Origin of the sequence: Pedobacter sp. (assembly GCF_045628745.1) — a bacterium.
In the GTDB taxonomy this organism is placed as follows: Bacteria; Bacteroidota; Bacteroidia; order Sphingobacteriales; family Sphingobacteriaceae; genus Pedobacter.
This window is the reverse complement of record NZ_JAZQPU010000154.1, coordinates 1-15,584: the sequence shown is the minus strand read 5'-3', so window position 1 is coordinate 15,584 and position 15,584 is coordinate 1. Positions and strand designations below refer to the sequence as shown.

The 15,584-nt window shown below is 40.9% G+C and carries 16 protein-coding genes and 1 pseudogene; 13 read left to right on the top strand and 4 right to left on the bottom strand.

The window, feature by feature from the left end:
- Nucleotides 1-28: 28 nt before the first annotated feature.
- Both ACR2F7_RS06335 and ACR2F7_RS06330 read left to right on the top strand, forming a co-directional pair.
- A complete protein-coding gene (locus ACR2F7_RS06335; protein WP_432712739.1) occupies nt 29-703 on the top strand; it encodes a class I SAM-dependent methyltransferase in 675 nt (224 codons plus the stop codon).
- A 121-nt stretch (nt 704-824) separates the two neighbouring features.
- Nucleotides 825-1,262, top strand: coding sequence for a hypothetical protein (locus ACR2F7_RS06330; RefSeq protein ID WP_432712738.1), 438 nt, complete (start codon nt 825-827; stop codon nt 1,260-1,262).
- Between the two features lie 56 nt (nt 1,263-1,318).
- Here the strand turns inward: ACR2F7_RS06330 and ACR2F7_RS06325 are convergent, their stop codons facing one another.
- Nucleotides 1,319-1,846 (bottom strand): superoxide dismutase family protein, encoded by a 528-nt coding sequence (locus tag ACR2F7_RS06325; RefSeq protein ID WP_432712737.1) that lies wholly within the window; start codon nt 1,844-1,846, stop codon nt 1,319-1,321.
- 358 nt (nt 1,847-2,204) lie between these two features.
- On the opposite strand from ACR2F7_RS06325, the gene ACR2F7_RS06320 reads away from it, so the two are divergent.
- Nucleotides 2,205-2,420 (top strand): hypothetical protein, encoded by a 216-nt coding sequence (locus ACR2F7_RS06320; RefSeq protein WP_432712736.1) that lies wholly within the window; start codon nt 2,205-2,207, stop codon nt 2,418-2,420.
- A gap of 179 nt (nt 2,421-2,599) precedes the next feature.
- Complete coding sequence (locus tag ACR2F7_RS06315; RefSeq protein WP_432712735.1) at nt 2,600-3,040, top strand: Hsp20/alpha crystallin family protein; 441 nt, start codon at nt 2,600-2,602, stop codon at nt 3,038-3,040.
- A gap of 74 nt (nt 3,041-3,114) precedes the next feature.
- On the opposite strand, the gene ACR2F7_RS06310 is transcribed toward ACR2F7_RS06315, so the two are convergent.
- Nucleotides 3,115-3,486, bottom strand: coding sequence for a hypothetical protein (locus ACR2F7_RS06310; protein ID WP_432712734.1), 372 nt, complete (start codon nt 3,484-3,486; stop codon nt 3,115-3,117).
- Between the two features lie 12 nt (nt 3,487-3,498).
- On the bottom strand, nt 3,499-4,335 hold the full coding sequence (locus ACR2F7_RS06305) for a universal stress protein (protein ID WP_432712733.1): 837 nt from the start codon (nt 4,333-4,335) through the stop codon (nt 3,499-3,501).
- A gap of 312 nt (nt 4,336-4,647) precedes the next feature.
- On the opposite strand from ACR2F7_RS06305, the pseudogene ACR2F7_RS06300 reads away from it, so the two are divergent.
- The 6 genes and pseudogenes from ACR2F7_RS06300 to ACR2F7_RS06275 form a co-directional block, all read left to right on the top strand.
- Nucleotides 4,648-6,201 (top strand): annotated as a pseudogene (locus ACR2F7_RS06300) (catalase); the annotation flags it as partial.
- Between the two features lie 2 nt (nt 6,202-6,203).
- The gene (locus ACR2F7_RS06295; protein WP_432712732.1) at nt 6,204-6,683 is read left to right on the top strand and encodes an ankyrin repeat domain-containing protein; all 480 of its coding nucleotides are present in this window, start codon (nt 6,204-6,206) and stop codon (nt 6,681-6,683) included.
- A gap of 51 nt (nt 6,684-6,734) precedes the next feature.
- On the top strand, nt 6,735-7,715 hold the full coding sequence (locus ACR2F7_RS06290; RefSeq protein ID WP_432712731.1) for a formylglycine-generating enzyme family protein: 981 nt from the start codon (nt 6,735-6,737) through the stop codon (nt 7,713-7,715).
- A gap of 36 nt (nt 7,716-7,751) precedes the next feature.
- On the top strand, nt 7,752-9,071 hold the full coding sequence (locus tag ACR2F7_RS06285) for a Gfo/Idh/MocA family protein (protein WP_432712730.1): 1,320 nt from the start codon (nt 7,752-7,754) through the stop codon (nt 9,069-9,071).
- Between the two features lie 42 nt (nt 9,072-9,113).
- Nucleotides 9,114-10,043 carry a hydroxypyruvate isomerase family protein gene (locus tag ACR2F7_RS06280; RefSeq protein ID WP_432712740.1) on the top strand — a complete coding sequence of 310 codons (930 nt, stop codon included), beginning with the start codon at nt 9,114-9,116 and terminating at the stop codon, nt 10,041-10,043.
- A 138-nt stretch (nt 10,044-10,181) separates the two neighbouring features.
- Nucleotides 10,182-10,712: an RNA polymerase sigma factor gene (locus ACR2F7_RS06275; RefSeq protein WP_432712729.1), complete on the top strand. Its 531-nt coding sequence runs from the start codon at nt 10,182-10,184 to the stop codon at nt 10,710-10,712.
- A gap of 75 nt (nt 10,713-10,787) precedes the next feature.
- Here the strand turns inward: ACR2F7_RS06275 and ACR2F7_RS06270 are convergent, their stop codons facing one another.
- Nucleotides 10,788-11,588 (bottom strand): SDR family NAD(P)-dependent oxidoreductase, encoded by an 801-nt coding sequence (locus ACR2F7_RS06270; protein WP_432712728.1) that lies wholly within the window; start codon nt 11,586-11,588, stop codon nt 10,788-10,790.
- 300 nt (nt 11,589-11,888) lie between these two features.
- On the opposite strand from ACR2F7_RS06270, the gene glpK reads away from it, so the two are divergent.
- From glpK to ACR2F7_RS06255, 3 genes are all read left to right on the top strand, one after another.
- Entirely contained in the window at nt 11,889-13,388 is a 1,500-nt protein-coding gene (glpK, locus tag ACR2F7_RS06265) for a glycerol kinase GlpK (protein ID WP_432712727.1), read from the top strand.
- Nucleotides 13,389-13,429: 41 nt separating this feature from the next.
- Nucleotides 13,430-14,161, top strand: coding sequence for an MIP/aquaporin family protein (locus ACR2F7_RS06260; protein WP_432712726.1), 732 nt, complete (start codon nt 13,430-13,432; stop codon nt 14,159-14,161).
- Between the two features lie 382 nt (nt 14,162-14,543).
- Nucleotides 14,544-15,557, top strand: a complete 1,014-nt coding sequence (locus ACR2F7_RS06255) for a N(4)-(beta-N-acetylglucosaminyl)-L-asparaginase (RefSeq protein WP_432712725.1) — start codon at nt 14,544-14,546, stop codon at nt 15,555-15,557.
- Nucleotides 15,558-15,584: the final 27 nt, after the last annotated feature.

Below are 15,584 nucleotides of genomic sequence, written 5' to 3'. Positions count from 1 at the left end.
TATTGGAAATTAAATTAACACTCGAATTATGGAAAAAGAATTGATTAATGACATTGTTGGCTGGGATGTAATGAACTGGTCAAAAGCTATTGATTATTGGGAGCAAAACACTTCAATTTCTAACAAGGAATATGAATGTTTAGAACTAGGCTCGAGTAAAGGTGGGATGTCTTTATGGTTAGCACTGAATAAAAACAAGGTGTATTGTACAGACCTTAACGGGCCAGAGACAGATGCTTATCATATGCATTCTAAGCATCAATGCTCTTCAAGAATTACATATGGTGCAGTAGATGCAACCAACATTCCTTATGAAAACCATTTTGATCTGGTTATATTTAAATCTATTTTAGGTGGTATTAGCAGTATTAAAAATGAAAATAAAGCCAATACGGTCAATGAAATATATAAAGCATTAAAACCCGGGGGCACGCTATTATTTGCTGAAAATCTTGAATCTACCTTTCTACATAAATTATTAAGAAAAGGGTATGGTACACCCAACTGGAATTACTTGAAACTAGATGAACTTGAAACAGTATTTGCCCCCTTTAATTCTCTAAATTATACTACAGTGGGTTTTTTTGGCTGTTTTGGGCGCACCGAGAAACAAAGAAATATTCTTGGTAAAGTTGATGCTCTGCTACAAAAATTAATTCCAATGAAAAGTAAATATATATTAGTGGGTGTAGCCGTAAAGTAGAGATGTAAATACTTGTTAAAGAGCGTTAAACACTTGAAAATGATTTATCTTCAACCTATTCTGTTTTTGTGTGTTATCAAGATAATTAAAATTTTATGTGTTATAAACTTTACACGTAACTATGAAAAAAAATTATTTATTAGTCTTGGCATTAGCAGGGATTGCAATGGCGGGATGTGGTTCGGACAACAAAAGCGATTCTGAGGGCATGGTAACGGATACCACCATGACAGATACCATGTCTACTGATTCTGCTGGTATGGTGGATAGTGCAGTTGGAGGCGGTACTGGCGGTACCGGTACAGGCACTGGCACTGGTGGCACTACCGGCTCAGGTACCTCAGGTGGGGCAGCTGGAAGTGGCACTGGCACTGGTGGTACTGGTGGCACAGGTGGTACTACCGGCTCAGGTACCTCAGGTGGGGCAGCTGGAAGTGGCACTGGTGGCACTGGTGGCACTACCGGCTCAGGTACCTCAGGTGGTGCAGCTGGGGGTGGCACTGGGGGTACAGGAGGTTCAACCAATAACTCAGGTGGTAGCGTGCCTAGACAGCAGTAAGTTTATAATAGAAAAGATGCCCATAAAAAGCATCTTTTCTATTTCGTATATGAAGATTATATTTTTTCGATTACACCGCAACCTACTCTAGGGCCAGAATTTCCAGTAGGTTGTGTTTTATAATCATCAGTACCTCCATGTACAATGATGCCACGTCCAATAATTGTTTTTGCATCGTCATCAATCGTACTCCATCGGTCTGTAGTAATAGAAACAGTTCCATGTCCTTTATCATCCAGTTGAATATTTCCTATGTCACCGGAGTGATGTACAGCAGCATCCCATTTGCCATGGTTTTCTTTCGTTGGATTCCAGTGACCATGTGCATTTTCTCCCATATTACCACAATCCCCATGTTCATGAAAGTGAACTGCAACCGTACTATCTGCTCTTGCAGGATAGTTGATTTCAAGGTCCATTTTCATCTTCCCATCTGCTAATTGATAGAATTTGGCGATGCCCATGTCTTTTGAATCTGCTGTAGTTGCAAGTTTAGCCTCTGCAACAGCTATTTCTTTGTCACCAGAGCAGGAAGTCATCAATGATGTTGTGGCTAGTAAGGCAATTAATAGATAATTTTTCATGTTTATTTTGATAAGGGTTTATTTAATAGTTAAGATCATTTTCACTCCCTAAAAATTGTGTTTTGAGCTTTTGTTCAATATAAGATTAGGATAATACAACAATCATGGGGAGGTTTAGTTTTATGGTAACGTCTTTAAGAAGATCCATAGTTATTTAATTTTGATTTTAAAACTATCTTGAAATCGTATCCAAAAACAGCAGCTAGCTTGACTTTCGGTATGCTTAGGCTAAAATTATCCATTCTTCTTAAAAACTTAATTGCTTGTGTATCTGTTCTTTTAAAGATCATCAAGCAAGTTTTTCATATTTTCTAGAACTACATTTAATTCACAGTGTTTTAATTCTAAAGTTAAAACTATGGAAAATCAAGATACAGGTAAGCTTAAAAATCAGGATGATGTTAACCCATCCAGTCAGTTTGATAAAATAGTCGGTCAGCAAGAGGATGAATCTTTACCGGTAACCAATGGAACGGGGGCTAATAATCCAGTGCCTACTTCAGGGACTTTAATTATTAAAAGTGATGATGAACAACCAGAGAAAAGTGAAGATCAACAGGAGAAAAAGGGCTAGTATGGTTTAATCTGACATTTGGTAAGTTTCAACTGACAATTTTGTCCTATTAATGAAAAAATTTCAGCCTCTAATCTTGATTTAGGTATTGATTAAAAGCTATATAAGTTTGGCATATATCTTGAAATGCCTAAATAAAAATGATTATTTAAATTTTTAATAAAAAGGAGGATTTAACTATGTCACTTATTAAATTTGAAAACGGACCTAGAGAACGGGTTTTAACAACAGGATTTAACGATATCTTTGAATCAATGTTCAATGATAGCTTTTTATCTGATAGAATGATGACCAAGGTTCCTGCTGTAAACGTTTCAGAAACCGATGACCACTATATGATAGAAATGGCTGCTCCTGGATTGAAAAAGGATGATTTCAAAGTAAAATTAGATAAAAATCTGTTGACCGTTTCTGTTGAGCAACAAAAACAACAAGAACAAACTAACAAACAATACAATAAACGCGAATTTAGTTACAGTTCATTCGTGCGTTCTTTTGCTTTGCCAGATACTGCGGATGATGCAGGTATTGAAGCAAAATATACCGATGGCATTTTAACAATTGCTGTTGCTAAAAAAGAAGAAGCAAAGCAAATTTCCCGCGAAATTGAAATTAAATAACATTAATCACGGTTATTTCTGATATTCTTAACCCGCATTCCTATGATGCGGGTTTTTTTTTAAACCTTCTTAGATCATTGGATTTTATGGTACCCTTGACCTGAGAAGGCAGCAGCTCTTGATTGGCAGTTATCGGCCAGCGTATTAATCTTCAATACGTTGTCAACAATGGTATAATGGTACTTCGCCTCACTGGTGTCACAATCACTCATGCCACTTATTTTTTGCATGATCAACGTATCGCCTTTTACTTTAAAGGAATTGGTTTCCAATAATTCGGCAGGAGAGTACGCAAATAAGGTATCTACTTTAAATTCCATGGAGACTTCTGTAGAGTCAGGAATATACAGTGTGCCCTTCCATTTTGTATTGGTAAGCACATTATTTTCTGGCAGCAGCAAATATATTGCAGCAATGGCCATGATGGGGGTTAATATAATTTTCATAAGAAGTTGATGTTAATCTTTCTGCTGCAGTAATAACAAGGGAATTGGACTATGATAAGTGAGTTTTTTGGTGATGCTACGGTGAAATATCCCTTCAATAAAGCCATGCTTTCGCGGAATAGCAATCAGCATTTGTACATCATGGGTTTTGATGAAATCAATAATGCCAGCAGCAATATCTTCATTATTATTAAAATAATATTCAGGGTCTTCACAGTCCCAAACCTCATGTAGCATCGCCTGTTCAGCAATTAAATCTGTTTGGAAGTGAGCTGTGCCTCTTTTTTCGACGTTGAGAATCAGCAATTTTGCACCCATGATATTGATGATACTTTTCAGCTCTAAAGCCGTTTTTCTTGCCCCTTGGTTAAGATCTGTGGCAAAAACTACTTTATTAATCCTTTGGTAGGTTACCGAATTTGGTACCAGCAACAGAGGCGATGAAATTTCTCGCGCAACAGTGATCGTATTACTCCCAATAACCACCCTTTCAAAACCACTCATGCCGGTTATACCCATTACAATAAGCTCCGCATGAAATTCATTGTCCAGCGCAGCAATAGCATATAGAAGCGTTTCTTCCCTAGCTAGCGTATCTATACTCGTATGCTGACTTACTAAGGGCAAAAGCTCCATTTTAAGCTGCTCTAACCTTCGGTGGCTCTCTTCACGTAAAGCTTCCATCCCAATGCTATATGACATAGGGATATCTGTCGCTACTGGCTTGTACTCATAAGCATTAAAGAGGATAATTCTCGATACAAGAACCTGTTGTGTAAGTGCTGCAGCATAATGCGCGGCATTGACGGCTGATTTTGAAAAATCCGTTAACACAATTAGCGTTTTCATAGCTTCTGAATTGAATGCAAAGCTTTAACCATCCAAACATGAAAATGTTTTTCGTTTAGATTTTAGTGTTCCACCTCTTTTTCATACCAGTGCTACTTTAGAAAAATCTTCAATTACTGGATAATCGTCAAATAGCTTGGTTGATTTTCTTAAATTAAAATTTCTATTCCTCCATATTGTTAGTTATATTTATGATAATGAACTCTTTATCTGCTGTTGGTGTGCCAAATACAGTTTATTTTGGTAAATCATCACTTTAACAGTTTTTAGAAATAAACCTATCAATGAAACGTTAAATTTTTTATTATGAGCCAAAAAGATGAATTAACGACCAGGAATGGGCATCCCATCTACGACAATCAGAACTTAAGAACCATAGGAAGCAGGGGCCCAGCCACTCTTGAAAACTACCAGTTCCTGGAAAAAATATCGCACTTTGACCGGGAGCGGATTCCAGAACGCGTGGTTCACGCCCGTGGTGCTGGTGCCCATGGTATATTTGAAGCCTACGGTACTGTTGGTGATGAACCCATTGCTAAATATACACGGGCAAAATTTCTACAGGAAAAAGGTAAACAAACAGAATTATTTGTGCGTTTTTCTACTGTTATTCATGGTGGCCATTCTCCAGAAACACTGCGGGACCCTCGGGGCTTTGCCGTTAAAATGTACACTGAAGATGGTAATTGGGATTTAGTAGGCAATAATTTAAAGATATTTTTCATCAGGGATGCACTTAAATTTCCCGATTTCATTCACTCCTTCAAACCCGATCCTGTAACTAACCGTCAGGATGGACAAAGGCAATTTGATTTTATCAGCCAGACGCCTGAAGCCTTACACATGATCACTTTCTTATTTTCGCCATGGGGCATTCCTGCCAACTACAGGCAAATGCAGGGCTCTGGCGTAAATACCTATAAATGGGTAAATAAAGAAGGGGAGGCTGTATTGGTTAAATACCATTGGGAACCATTACAGGGCATAAAAAACCTTACTTCTGCAATGGCAGAAGAAATCCAGGGAAAGAGCTTTAACCATGCTACACAAGATTTATTTGAAGCTATTGAGCGTGGCAATTATCCGCAATGGGAACTCTGTGTGCAGATTTTGGCAGATGGTGAGCATCCAGAATTGGACTTTGACCCGCTCGATGATACTAAAATATGGCCCAAAGAACAGTTTCCTTGGCTTCCAGTAGGTAAAATGACGCTTAACAGAAATCCTGAAAATTACTTTGCTGAAGTTGAACAGGCTGCCTTCGGCACAGGTGTACTCGTAGATGGATTAGATTTCTCAGACGATAAAATGCTGCAAGGAAGAACATTTTCTTATTCTGATACACAACGTTACCGGGTGGGTACTAATTATCTTCAACTCCCTATTAACGCGCCAAAGGCTAAGGTACTCACCAATCAACGTGATGGTACTATGGCCTATAACCAGGGAGGTGAAATGCTTAACCCACATGTCAATTATGAACCCAGCTCTTTAGGTGGTCCAAGAGAGGCAGAACGTACGGGAAAAGACCATACACCAATGTACCATGCTGCTTTGGTTCGTCAGAAAATTGAAAAACAAAACAATTTCGGACAGGCAGGGGAGACTTACAGGAACTTTGAAGACTGGGAACGTGATGAGCTGATTTTAAACCTGGTGAATACACTGGCTACAGCAAATAAAGATATCCAGGACAGGATGATTGATCTCTTTACCCAATGTGATGCCGACTATGGTCGCCGTGTAGCTGAAGGTTTAGCTAAAACCACCGTTACTGAAATGGATAAAGGCCCATTGGGTACCACAGGTTCTCATGATGCGGTTGTTCAGGCTGAAGAGGAAAGTAAAGAGAGTAAACCTTATTAAGTATGTCAATCGAAAATATAAATGATCAACTCATTGCTGCTGCCAGAAATGGCGACCTGGAGCTTTTGCAGCTATTGCTGGCGCAGGGTGCAGAAGTGGATTGTCAGGATGCAAGAGGTTATACGCCGCTGATCATTGCTTGTTATAACGAACAATTGGCAGCGGCTAAACTGCTCCTGGCAGCTAATGCAAATGTAAACAGTCAGGATGCCGGTGGAAATACGGCTTTAATGGGGGTATGTTTTAAAGGCTATCCCGAAATTGCAGAGCTTTTAATTGCCAATGGAGCAGACCTTAACCTTCAGCATAGTAATGGCGGAACAGCCTTAATGTTCGCCGTATTATTTGGTCGGGATGAACTGGTGAGCATTGTACTTCGTCACGGTGCTGATATTTATATCAAAGAAAACCGTGGTTTAACCGCTATCGATTTGGCTATTCAGCAAGGTAACACAAATGCTATCGAACTGATGGAAGTTTAAACTTGTATGGTATTGTTAAATTCATAAATTTGAATTAAACAATACTCATTTATGCCGTCTAAATTTAGTTCCCTAAAAATAATTTTAACTGTACCCTTATTTTTAAGTACTTTTCTATCTCCTGCCCAGGAGAAAGAAAAGCCTTATGTACAAAAAATTGAAGGCACCACATTGAGTTTTTCCATGCAGCCTATTCCTGGTGGTGAGTTCCTTATGGGCAGTACAAAAGGCAAACCAGATGAGCAGCCTCTTCATCAAGTCAAAATCTCACCATTCTGGATGAGTACTTACGAGTTAACCTGGGATCTGTATGAACCTTTTCTGTATAAGGACTATGAAACGGCCAACAGTACATCGCCTGTTCCTGCAAACGTAGATGCAGTAACCAGACCAACCAAACCTTACCTCGACATGACCTTTGGCATGGGCAAGGAAAACCATCCCGCCCTGGCCATGACACATTTTAACGCCATACAATACTGTAAGTGGCTATATGCCAGAACAGGGATCTTTTATCGCCTGCCTACTGAAGCCGAGTGGGAATATGCTTGTCGTGCAGGTACAACCACCACCTATTCTTTTGGCGATGATGCCACTCAGCTAGGCGACTTTGCCTGGTATGCCGCTAACAGTGGCGGAAAAACACATGCTGTAGGCCTTAAAAAGCCAAACCCATGGGGACTGTTTGATCTTTACGGCAATGTTGGCGAATGGACCTATGATCAATACCTTCCTGATTTTTATGCAACAGTTAAGGGCAAGCAATTGCAGGATCCTGTAGCGGTACCTGACCAGTTATACGCACATGTAATCCGTGGAGGATCTTATGAAAGTGAAGCTGCCAACCTGCGTTCTGCAGCAAGGTTGCCTTCAGATCCTGTATGGAAACAATTAGATCCCCAGATTCCTAAAAGCAATTGGTGGTTTCCCGAAGCACCATTTATAGGCATACGCCTGGTAAGACCTGTAAGCCCGCCATCACCAGCTGAAATTGATACTTACTATAATCAACCTGCCATCAGCGATTTTTAAACAACCAACCACCTCAAACCTATAAACCAAAAAACAATGGAAAACAAAGAATTGCGTGATAAGCGCAGGGAATTTCTAAAATCTTCTGCACTTCTTGCCGGAGGCGTCTTGTTGAATCAATTTGCCTTTGCAGGTGGTCATACCTCAGTTGATGACACTATTAAAATTGCTTTAATTGGCTGTGGTGACCGCGGAACCGGCGCTGCTTTTCAAGCGCTAAGCACTAAACAAAATATCAAACTGGTGGCCATGGCTGATGCTTTTCAGGATAGAATGGACCAAAGTTACAAAGTGCTTGCTGCAAAGTTCAAAGATAAGGTAGATGTACCTCAAGAGCGTCGTTTTGTAGGTTTTGATGCTTACCAAAAAGCCATTGCTTTAGCAGATGTAGTGCTGCTGGTCACACCACCGGGTTTTAGACCTATGCATTTCGAGGAAGCCGTTAAACAGGGTAAACATGTGTTTATGGAAAAACCGGTTGCCGTTGATGCACCGGGCATCCGTAAAGTGCTGGCCACAGCAGCAATAGCTAAACAAAAGAAATTAAATGTAATAGTAGGTCTGCAACGCCGTTACCAAACTAATTATATAGAGGGCCTAAAGCGTATCCAGGATGGTGCAATTGGCGACATCGTTGGCGGTCAGGTGTATTGGAATAGTGGTGGGGTTTGGGTAAACAAGCGTCAGCCAAACCAAACGGAAATGGAATACCAAATGCGTAACTGGTATTATTTCAACTGGCTCTGTGGTGATCATATTGTGGAACAACATGTTCATAATATTGATGTGGCAAATTGGGTAAAAGGTTCTTACCCGGTATCAGTGCAGGGAACGGGAAGCCGTGCCTGGAGAACAGGTAAAGATTACGGCGAGATTTATGACAACCACGCTGTAGAATTAACTTATGCCGATGGCGCTGTTATTTATAGCCAGTGCAGGCATTACGAAGGTACCCAAAACAGAGTTGACGAGACTTTTCAGGGTACTAAAGGACGCACTTATTTGTCGGCCAATAATACGGCAATCCTTTGGGACCATAAAGGCAATGAAATTTTTAACCACCCTACCAAAGGTAATGCTAATCCTTACCAAACAGAGCACGATGAGTTATTTGCTGCCATTGCCAAAAGAGAATACAAATTTGCCGATGCAGAGCGTGCTGCCAAAAGTTGCTTCACCGCTATTATAGGCCGCTATGCTACCTATTCCGGACAAATCATTCAGTGGGATGAGGCTTTGAAAGCTGAAAACAGTTTAATGCCTGAGCAATTGAGTTGGAACACTAATCCTAAAGTGCTGCCAGATGCAAATGGATTATACCCTGTGCCTATGCCAGGAAGAACTAAAGTATTTTAGTTGTTGTTCTAGATCTTCCTTCCTCCACAAATTTCAACGATGATGAACCGTATTGAATTTTTAAAAAACACGATGCTGGCAACTGGATCACTGGTTGCTGCATCTACTTTAAATACTGTTGCTTCACCCGGCAACAGCAAGGCTTTCGCTAAACAGGGAAAGACTTTTAACCTTGATTATGCACCTCACGAAGGCATGTTTGTCACTAAAGCAGGTAAAAACTTCCTTGATCAAATCCAATATATGTACGACCAGGGTTTCAGGTCTATTGAAGACAATGGTTATTTAGCCAGACCTGTAGAGATGCAGACTAAAATTGGGAAACTGCTGGAGAAATTAGGGATGCGGATGGGCGTTTTTGTAGTTGATGGTGGCGACAATTGGAAAACTTCACTGACGACAGGGAAAAAAGAGTTTAAAGCTAACTTTGTGGCCACTTGCAAGCGTAGCGTGGAAGCGGCAAAGCGTTGCAATGCAAAATGGCTAACCGTTGTGCCTGGGTTTTACGAGCGTAAACTTCCTTACGGAGTTCAAATGGCTAATGTGGTAGATGCCATGCGTGCTGGAGCGGAAATATTTGAGCCTCATCAACTGGTTATGGTGCTGGAAACCCTGAGTGACACGCCCGAGTTATTTTTGCAGCAAACACATGAAACCTATAGTGTATGTAAGGCGGTAGATAGTCCTTCCTGCAAAATCCTTTATGATATTTATCATATGCAAAGAACCGAAGGCAATTTAATCGCTAACATAGACCGGTGCTGGGATGAAATTGCTTATATCCAAATTGGCGACAACCCAGGTAGAAAAGAACCTACCACTGGCGAAATAAATTATAAAAACCTCTTTAAACACTTACATAAAAAACAGTACAGTGGAGTGATGGGTATGGAACATGGGCTCTCTTTGACCGGTGCTGCTGGCGAAGAAAGGCTGGTGCAGGCTTACCGCGAAGTTGATAACTTTTCATAAATGTAGTATACCTTTACTGTCTGATAACAAGCGCTTTGTATTTTATTTTAGTAGAGGCCAAAGCCGTTACAAGTTCTGTAAAATCCAATTATTGGTATGAGAATTGTTCATTTTTACATACCTAAATTATGCGAAGCTATGGAAACAAAACTGACCGATTTTAATCAGGAGCTGTACCTGTACAGGGACTCTCTGAGATCTTTTGCATTTTCTTTCACCAAAGATGCCGACGATGCCGATGATCTGGTACAAGATACCTTATTAAAGGCCATTCATTATGCCACTAAATTTAAAGAGGGTACCAATCTAAAGGGATGGTTATATACCATTTTAAAAAACACTTTCATTAACAGTTACCGAAGGAAAACCAAAATCAATACACTTGTTAGTGTAGCGGAAGAAATTTCGTCCGACCAGTTGCGTTACAGTGCCTCTAATAATAAAGGGGAAAATAAATGTATGATGGATGACATACATAAGGCACTTAATAAATTACAGCCTGAATATTATATCCCTTTTATCAGGTATTTTGAAGGGTATAAATACCACGAAATTGCCCAGGATCTCCACATTCCTATTGGCACAGTGAAGACAAGGATACATGCCGCAAGAGGAATTTTGAAAAATAACCTAAAAATGTATCAGGAGCAATTTGCCCGGCATAATTAACAGGTTATTATTACTTTAGCCTTCAATACCAGCAATTGTAGCAATGCTTTAAATTTATGAAGGAAGAAGATAGGCTTAATGCCCATCTTCTTCCTTAGGTTTTTGTTGTTCACTCATGGCGTGCGCTGCGGCACTATCCGACACCATATTGGTCATGCCTACCATAATTTTGTTTTTCATGCCGGAGATCACTTTATCCTTGTCTGCAAATAGGGCATCAAAGCCATCTTTAGCTACCTTAGCTGGATCAGCTAACTTCTGGTCCTGAACAATTTTGCTTTCATTCATTTCAGCCTTGTTAAAGAAGTCAGTAGCCGTTGCTCCTGGCAGCAATGCCGTTACGGTAATGTTGGTGTCTTTCAACTCTTCCCTGATGGCCTCTGTAAAAGAAAGTATAAATGCCTTTGTTCCGTGGTATACCGATTGCCATGGTCCGGGTGCTTTGCTGGCTATAGAGGCAAGGTTAAGAATTTTCCCTTCATTGCGAGTCAACATATCTTTCAGGAAGGCCTTCGTTAAAATCACAACGGCAGAAATATTCAATTCTATGATATCCAGTTCCCGGTCTAGCTCGGTATCCTTAAATTGGCCATACAGGCCTTGTCCGGCATCATTTACCAATACATCAATAGTGATACCCATGTCTTTAATTTCCTGGAATACCGACAAAGTATCCTCCCTGTTAAACAAGTCCTTGGAGAGGACTTTTACGTCCACATCCATCGCTCTAAACTCCTTAGCCTTCTGTTCCAATTCTTCAGCGTCTCTGGCAAGGAGAACGAGGTTATAATTGTCTGCTGCAAACAGCTTTGCTAATTCGTAACCTATACCGCTTGAAGCACCTGTAATCAGTGCATATTGATTTGAATTCACCATAGCCTTTAAGTTTTAAATGAATATTGGTAGTATAACATTCTGCTTTTTTTAAAGTTTCCTTCTTTTGAAAATAGGCTATTCATACCCTTTGCTAAAGTTTCGCAGGGCTGATGGAATTTCCCTTCCTCGAATGAAAAGGCATAATTTAATTTATTAGGTAACCAAGACATTTAAAAATACAGGAAACTGCTTTTCTTATTTGTGCAATATGTAGGTTTTATTGTACCTTAATTGTCATGATCATTTGAAATATTTCCTTTATTTTTATAAGGGTTCTAATCTTACGTTAAGCACTTTTAAATGGAGAAATATATTTTGTCTTTTGACCAGGGCACTACCAGTTCCCGTGCTATTATTTTCGATAAAAAGGGAGATATCGTTGCTATGGCACAGCGGGAGTTTACACAGCACTACCCGCAATCTGGATGGGTAGAGCATGATGCCAGGGAAATTTGGTCAACACAGGTCTCCGTAGCTGCCGAAGCCATTTTAAAGGCTAACCTTAAAACTGCAAATATTGCTGCCATAGGCATCACCAATCAACGGGAAACTACCGTGGTGTGGGATAAGGATACAGGTGTGCCCATTTATCACGCTATTGTGTGGCAAGACCGTAGAACAGCTGCTGATTGTGATGCCTTGAAAGAAAGGGGTGAGGCCGATTTTATTCAACAAAAAACAGGCTTGATGATAGATGCTTATTTTTCTGCGACAAAAATTAAGTGGATTTTAGATCACGTAGAAGGGGCAAGGGGAAAAGCACTGACGGGCAAATTGCTTTTTGGCACCATTGATACCTGGTTAATCTGGAATTTAACCGGTGGGAAGGTGCACGTAACTGATGTAACAAATGCTTCAAGAACCATGCTCTATAATATTCACAGCCTTCAATGGGACAAAGAGCTGCTGGATCTTTTCGACATCCCTGCAGTGATGCTGCCAGAGGTGAAATCCTGCAGTGAGGTCTATGGAGAAACGTCAAGCAGTTTATTTGCTGAAATAATTCCTATTGCAGGTATTGCTGGCGACCAGCAGGCCGCCTTATTCGGACAAATGTGCATCCAAAAGGGAATGGTTAAAAATACCTATGGCACTGGCTGTTTTATGTTGATGAATATTGGTGAAACGCCTTTTTTATCAAAGAACAACCTGGTAACCACCATAGCCTGGCAACTCAATGGAAAGGTTATATATGCCTTGGAGGGAAGCATCTTCATCGCTGGTGCGGTGGTACAATGGCTGCGGGATGAGCTGAAAATCATCTCTTCAGCACAGGAGGTGGAAAAGCTGGCCACTAGCGTTGCCGATAATGGGGGTGTTTATCTTGTGCCTGCTTTTGCAGGTTTAGGGGCACCACATTGGAACCAATATGCCCGGGGCACCATATTTGGCCTTTCCCGGGGTACAAAAGATGCCCATATTTGTCGCGCTGCGCTTGAAAGTATTGCTTACCAAACCATGGATGTGCTGAAGGCTATGGAAGCTGATGCCGGCATTACCATAAACGAATTACGGGTTGATGGCGGTGCCACAGCTAATGACCTGCTGATGCAATTTCAAGCAGATCTGCTTCAGGTTCGGGTGGTAAAGCCGGTGGTAACAGAAGTGACTGCTATTGGTGCTGCCTACCTTGCTGGTCTTGCCATTGGCTTTTGGAAAGATGTAGATGACATTCAACAGCAATGGAAAATCAATCGTCAATTTGAGCCACAACTCAAGCCAGAAATGAGCAATTATATCAAAGGGTGGAACAGGGCCATCGCTGCATTAAGGTTCTGGACCAATAACGATGACATTTAACCATTGCAGACGCATAAAACACATGTTTTAACCAAATACTTATGAATGCTTTTATTGCAGAGATGATGGGTACCCTAATGGTGATTTTGATGGGCAATGGTGTGGTGGCAAATGTGGTGTTATCAGGTACTAAAGGAAATAACAGCGGCTGGATGGTCATTACCACCGGTTGGGCACTCGGCGTTTTTACAGGTGTTGTGGTTGCCAGTCCCTATAGTGGTGCTCACCTTAACCCTGCAGTCACCATCGCATTAGCTTTAACAGGGAAGTTTGATTGGGCACAGGCACCGGTTTATATTATAGCTCAGTTTATTGGCGCTATGTTAGGTGCCATTTTAGTATGGCTCATCTATAAAGATCATTTTCTGAAAACAAATGACCCTGCCTTAAAAGCAGCCGTTTTTTGCACAAGTCCTGCCATCAGAAATACCATCTCCAATTTGTTTAGTGAAATCATTGGCACCTTTGTATTGATCTTTGTGATCTTTCACTTTACCAACGCCGAAATGGGATTGGAGAAAATACCTGTAGGCTTGGGTTCCCTGGGTGCTATTCCTGTTGCTTTTTTAGTATGGGCCATTGGTTTATCTTTAGGAGGAACCACAGGTTACGCCATTAACCCTGCACGGGATCTTGCACCGAGGATCATGCATGCCCTGCTGCCTATTCCAGAAAAAGGAAGTGGAAACTGGGGTTATGCATGGATCCCCGTGGCAGGCCCAATTATAGGTGCTTCACTTGCTGCTTTCCTCTATTTACTGTTGAAAGTATAAAGTGTTTGTATCGAAAGGCTAAAATGTATGTTGCCTTGTAGATACCTTACTATGACAGCGCTTCCAATCCACGGTGAGTCCACCATCAGTCCACCCATTGTTTGGTAGAACGTGGACTCACCGTGGACTCAATGTGGACTCACCGTGGACTCACCCTAACCTGACAAGCTGCTGGTTCCAATTGTGGCAATGCTTGGCCATTGCAATAACAAACTACTATTAAAACAAAATATGCTGTTTTTTGAATTGTAAGCATAAAATTTCTGCTGTGTTATTATGCTAATAGCTTCTTTCTGTTTAAATTGTAAAGAATATGCCGGGACATAGAATTCGGACTATATAATTAATACTTTAGCCAATCTGCAATTTACATGCTCTACCTATGATGCCGCAACTCAACAGAAGATTTTTCCTTAAAGTGTCCGCACTTTCGGCAACCTTACTTGCTTTAGATAAAAACAAAGCTGCAGCCATAATTCCTTGTCAATCTGCTGCTGCGGTTAAGCCTTTAGTTATTTCTACATGGAATTTTGGTGTTGCCGCAAATCAAGCAGCATGGCAGGTACTTTCTACTGGTGGATTAGCTATAAATGCGGTTGAAACTGGAGTGAAAGTTCCAGAGGCAGATCCAGAAAATCATTCTGTTGGTTATGGTGGTTTACCTGATAGAGATGGCCGGGTAACATTAGATGCCTGCATTATGGATCATTTAGGTAACTGTGGTTCTGTTGCTGGTTTAGAGCAGATTAAGCATCCTATAGCAGTGGCTAGAATGGTGATGGATAAAACGCCGCACGTTTTATTAGTGGGAGACGGTGCGTTGCAGTTTGCCCTGGAATATGGCTTTAAAAGGGAGGATTTGTTGACCAAAGAAAGTGAGAAGGCCTGGAAAGAGTGGCTTAAAACAGGTCACTATAAACCCGTCATTAACGTGGAGCAGATGCCGGGTAACGAATATAACCATGACACCATCGGGATTTTGGCCATCGATGCACAGGGCAATATAGCTGGCGCTTGTACCACCAGTGGCATGGCTTATAAAATGCATGGTCGCGTTGGCGACAGTCCGATTATTGGTGCTGGTTTGTATGTAGACAATGAAATAGGGGGAGCAACGGCAACAGGTGTTGGCGAAGAAGTGATCAGGAATGTGGGTAGCTTTTTAGTAGTCGAATTAATGCGCCAAGGTTATTCGCCAGAAGAGGCCTGTAAAGAAGCCGTAATGCGGATCATTAAAAAGAAACCGGAGAAGGCCAAAGAAATCCAGGTAGGATTTTTGGCCCTGAATAAAAAAGGTGAGTATGGCGCCTATTCCATACAAAAAGGGTTCAGTTTTGCCGTTTGCAATGAACAGCAAAAAGACCTGCTCTTACCGGGTAAAAGCTATTTTTCATAGCTGCCAGGAACATATTTTTATAAAAAA

Bases quoted from the DNA above. Each gene is read 5' to 3' on its own strand.
- ACR2F7_RS06335 (WP_432712739.1), top strand. From the start codon at position 29: ATGGAAAAAGAATTGATTAATGACATTGTTGGCTGGGATGTAATGAAC.
- ACR2F7_RS06330 (WP_432712738.1), top strand. From the start codon at position 825: ATGAAAAAAAATTATTTATTAGTCTTGGCATTAGCAGGGATTGCAATG.
- ACR2F7_RS06325 (WP_432712737.1), bottom strand. From the start codon at position 1,846: ATGAAAAATTATCTATTAATTGCCTTACTAGCCACAACATCATTGATG.
- ACR2F7_RS06320 (WP_432712736.1), top strand. From the start codon at position 2,205: ATGGAAAATCAAGATACAGGTAAGCTTAAAAATCAGGATGATGTTAAC.
- ACR2F7_RS06315 (WP_432712735.1), top strand. From the start codon at position 2,600: ATGTCACTTATTAAATTTGAAAACGGACCTAGAGAACGGGTTTTAACA.
- ACR2F7_RS06310 (WP_432712734.1), bottom strand. From the start codon at position 3,486: ATGAAAATTATATTAACCCCCATCATGGCCATTGCTGCAATATATTTG.
- ACR2F7_RS06305 (WP_432712733.1), bottom strand. From the start codon at position 4,335: ATGAAAACGCTAATTGTGTTAACGGATTTTTCAAAATCAGCCGTCAAT.
- ACR2F7_RS06295 (WP_432712732.1), top strand. From the start codon at position 6,204: ATGTCAATCGAAAATATAAATGATCAACTCATTGCTGCTGCCAGAAAT.
- ACR2F7_RS06290 (WP_432712731.1), top strand. From the start codon at position 6,735: ATGCCGTCTAAATTTAGTTCCCTAAAAATAATTTTAACTGTACCCTTA.
- ACR2F7_RS06285 (WP_432712730.1), top strand. From the start codon at position 7,752: ATGGAAAACAAAGAATTGCGTGATAAGCGCAGGGAATTTCTAAAATCT.
- ACR2F7_RS06280 (WP_432712740.1), top strand. From the start codon at position 9,114: ATGAACCGTATTGAATTTTTAAAAAACACGATGCTGGCAACTGGATCA.
- ACR2F7_RS06275 (WP_432712729.1), top strand. From the start codon at position 10,182: ATGGAAACAAAACTGACCGATTTTAATCAGGAGCTGTACCTGTACAGG.
- ACR2F7_RS06270 (WP_432712728.1), bottom strand. From the start codon at position 11,588: ATGGTGAATTCAAATCAATATGCACTGATTACAGGTGCTTCAAGCGGT.
- glpK (WP_432712727.1), top strand. From the start codon at position 11,889: ATGGAGAAATATATTTTGTCTTTTGACCAGGGCACTACCAGTTCCCGT.
- ACR2F7_RS06260 (WP_432712726.1), top strand. From the start codon at position 13,430: ATGAATGCTTTTATTGCAGAGATGATGGGTACCCTAATGGTGATTTTG.
- ACR2F7_RS06255 (WP_432712725.1), top strand. From the start codon at position 14,544: ATGATGCCGCAACTCAACAGAAGATTTTTCCTTAAAGTGTCCGCACTT.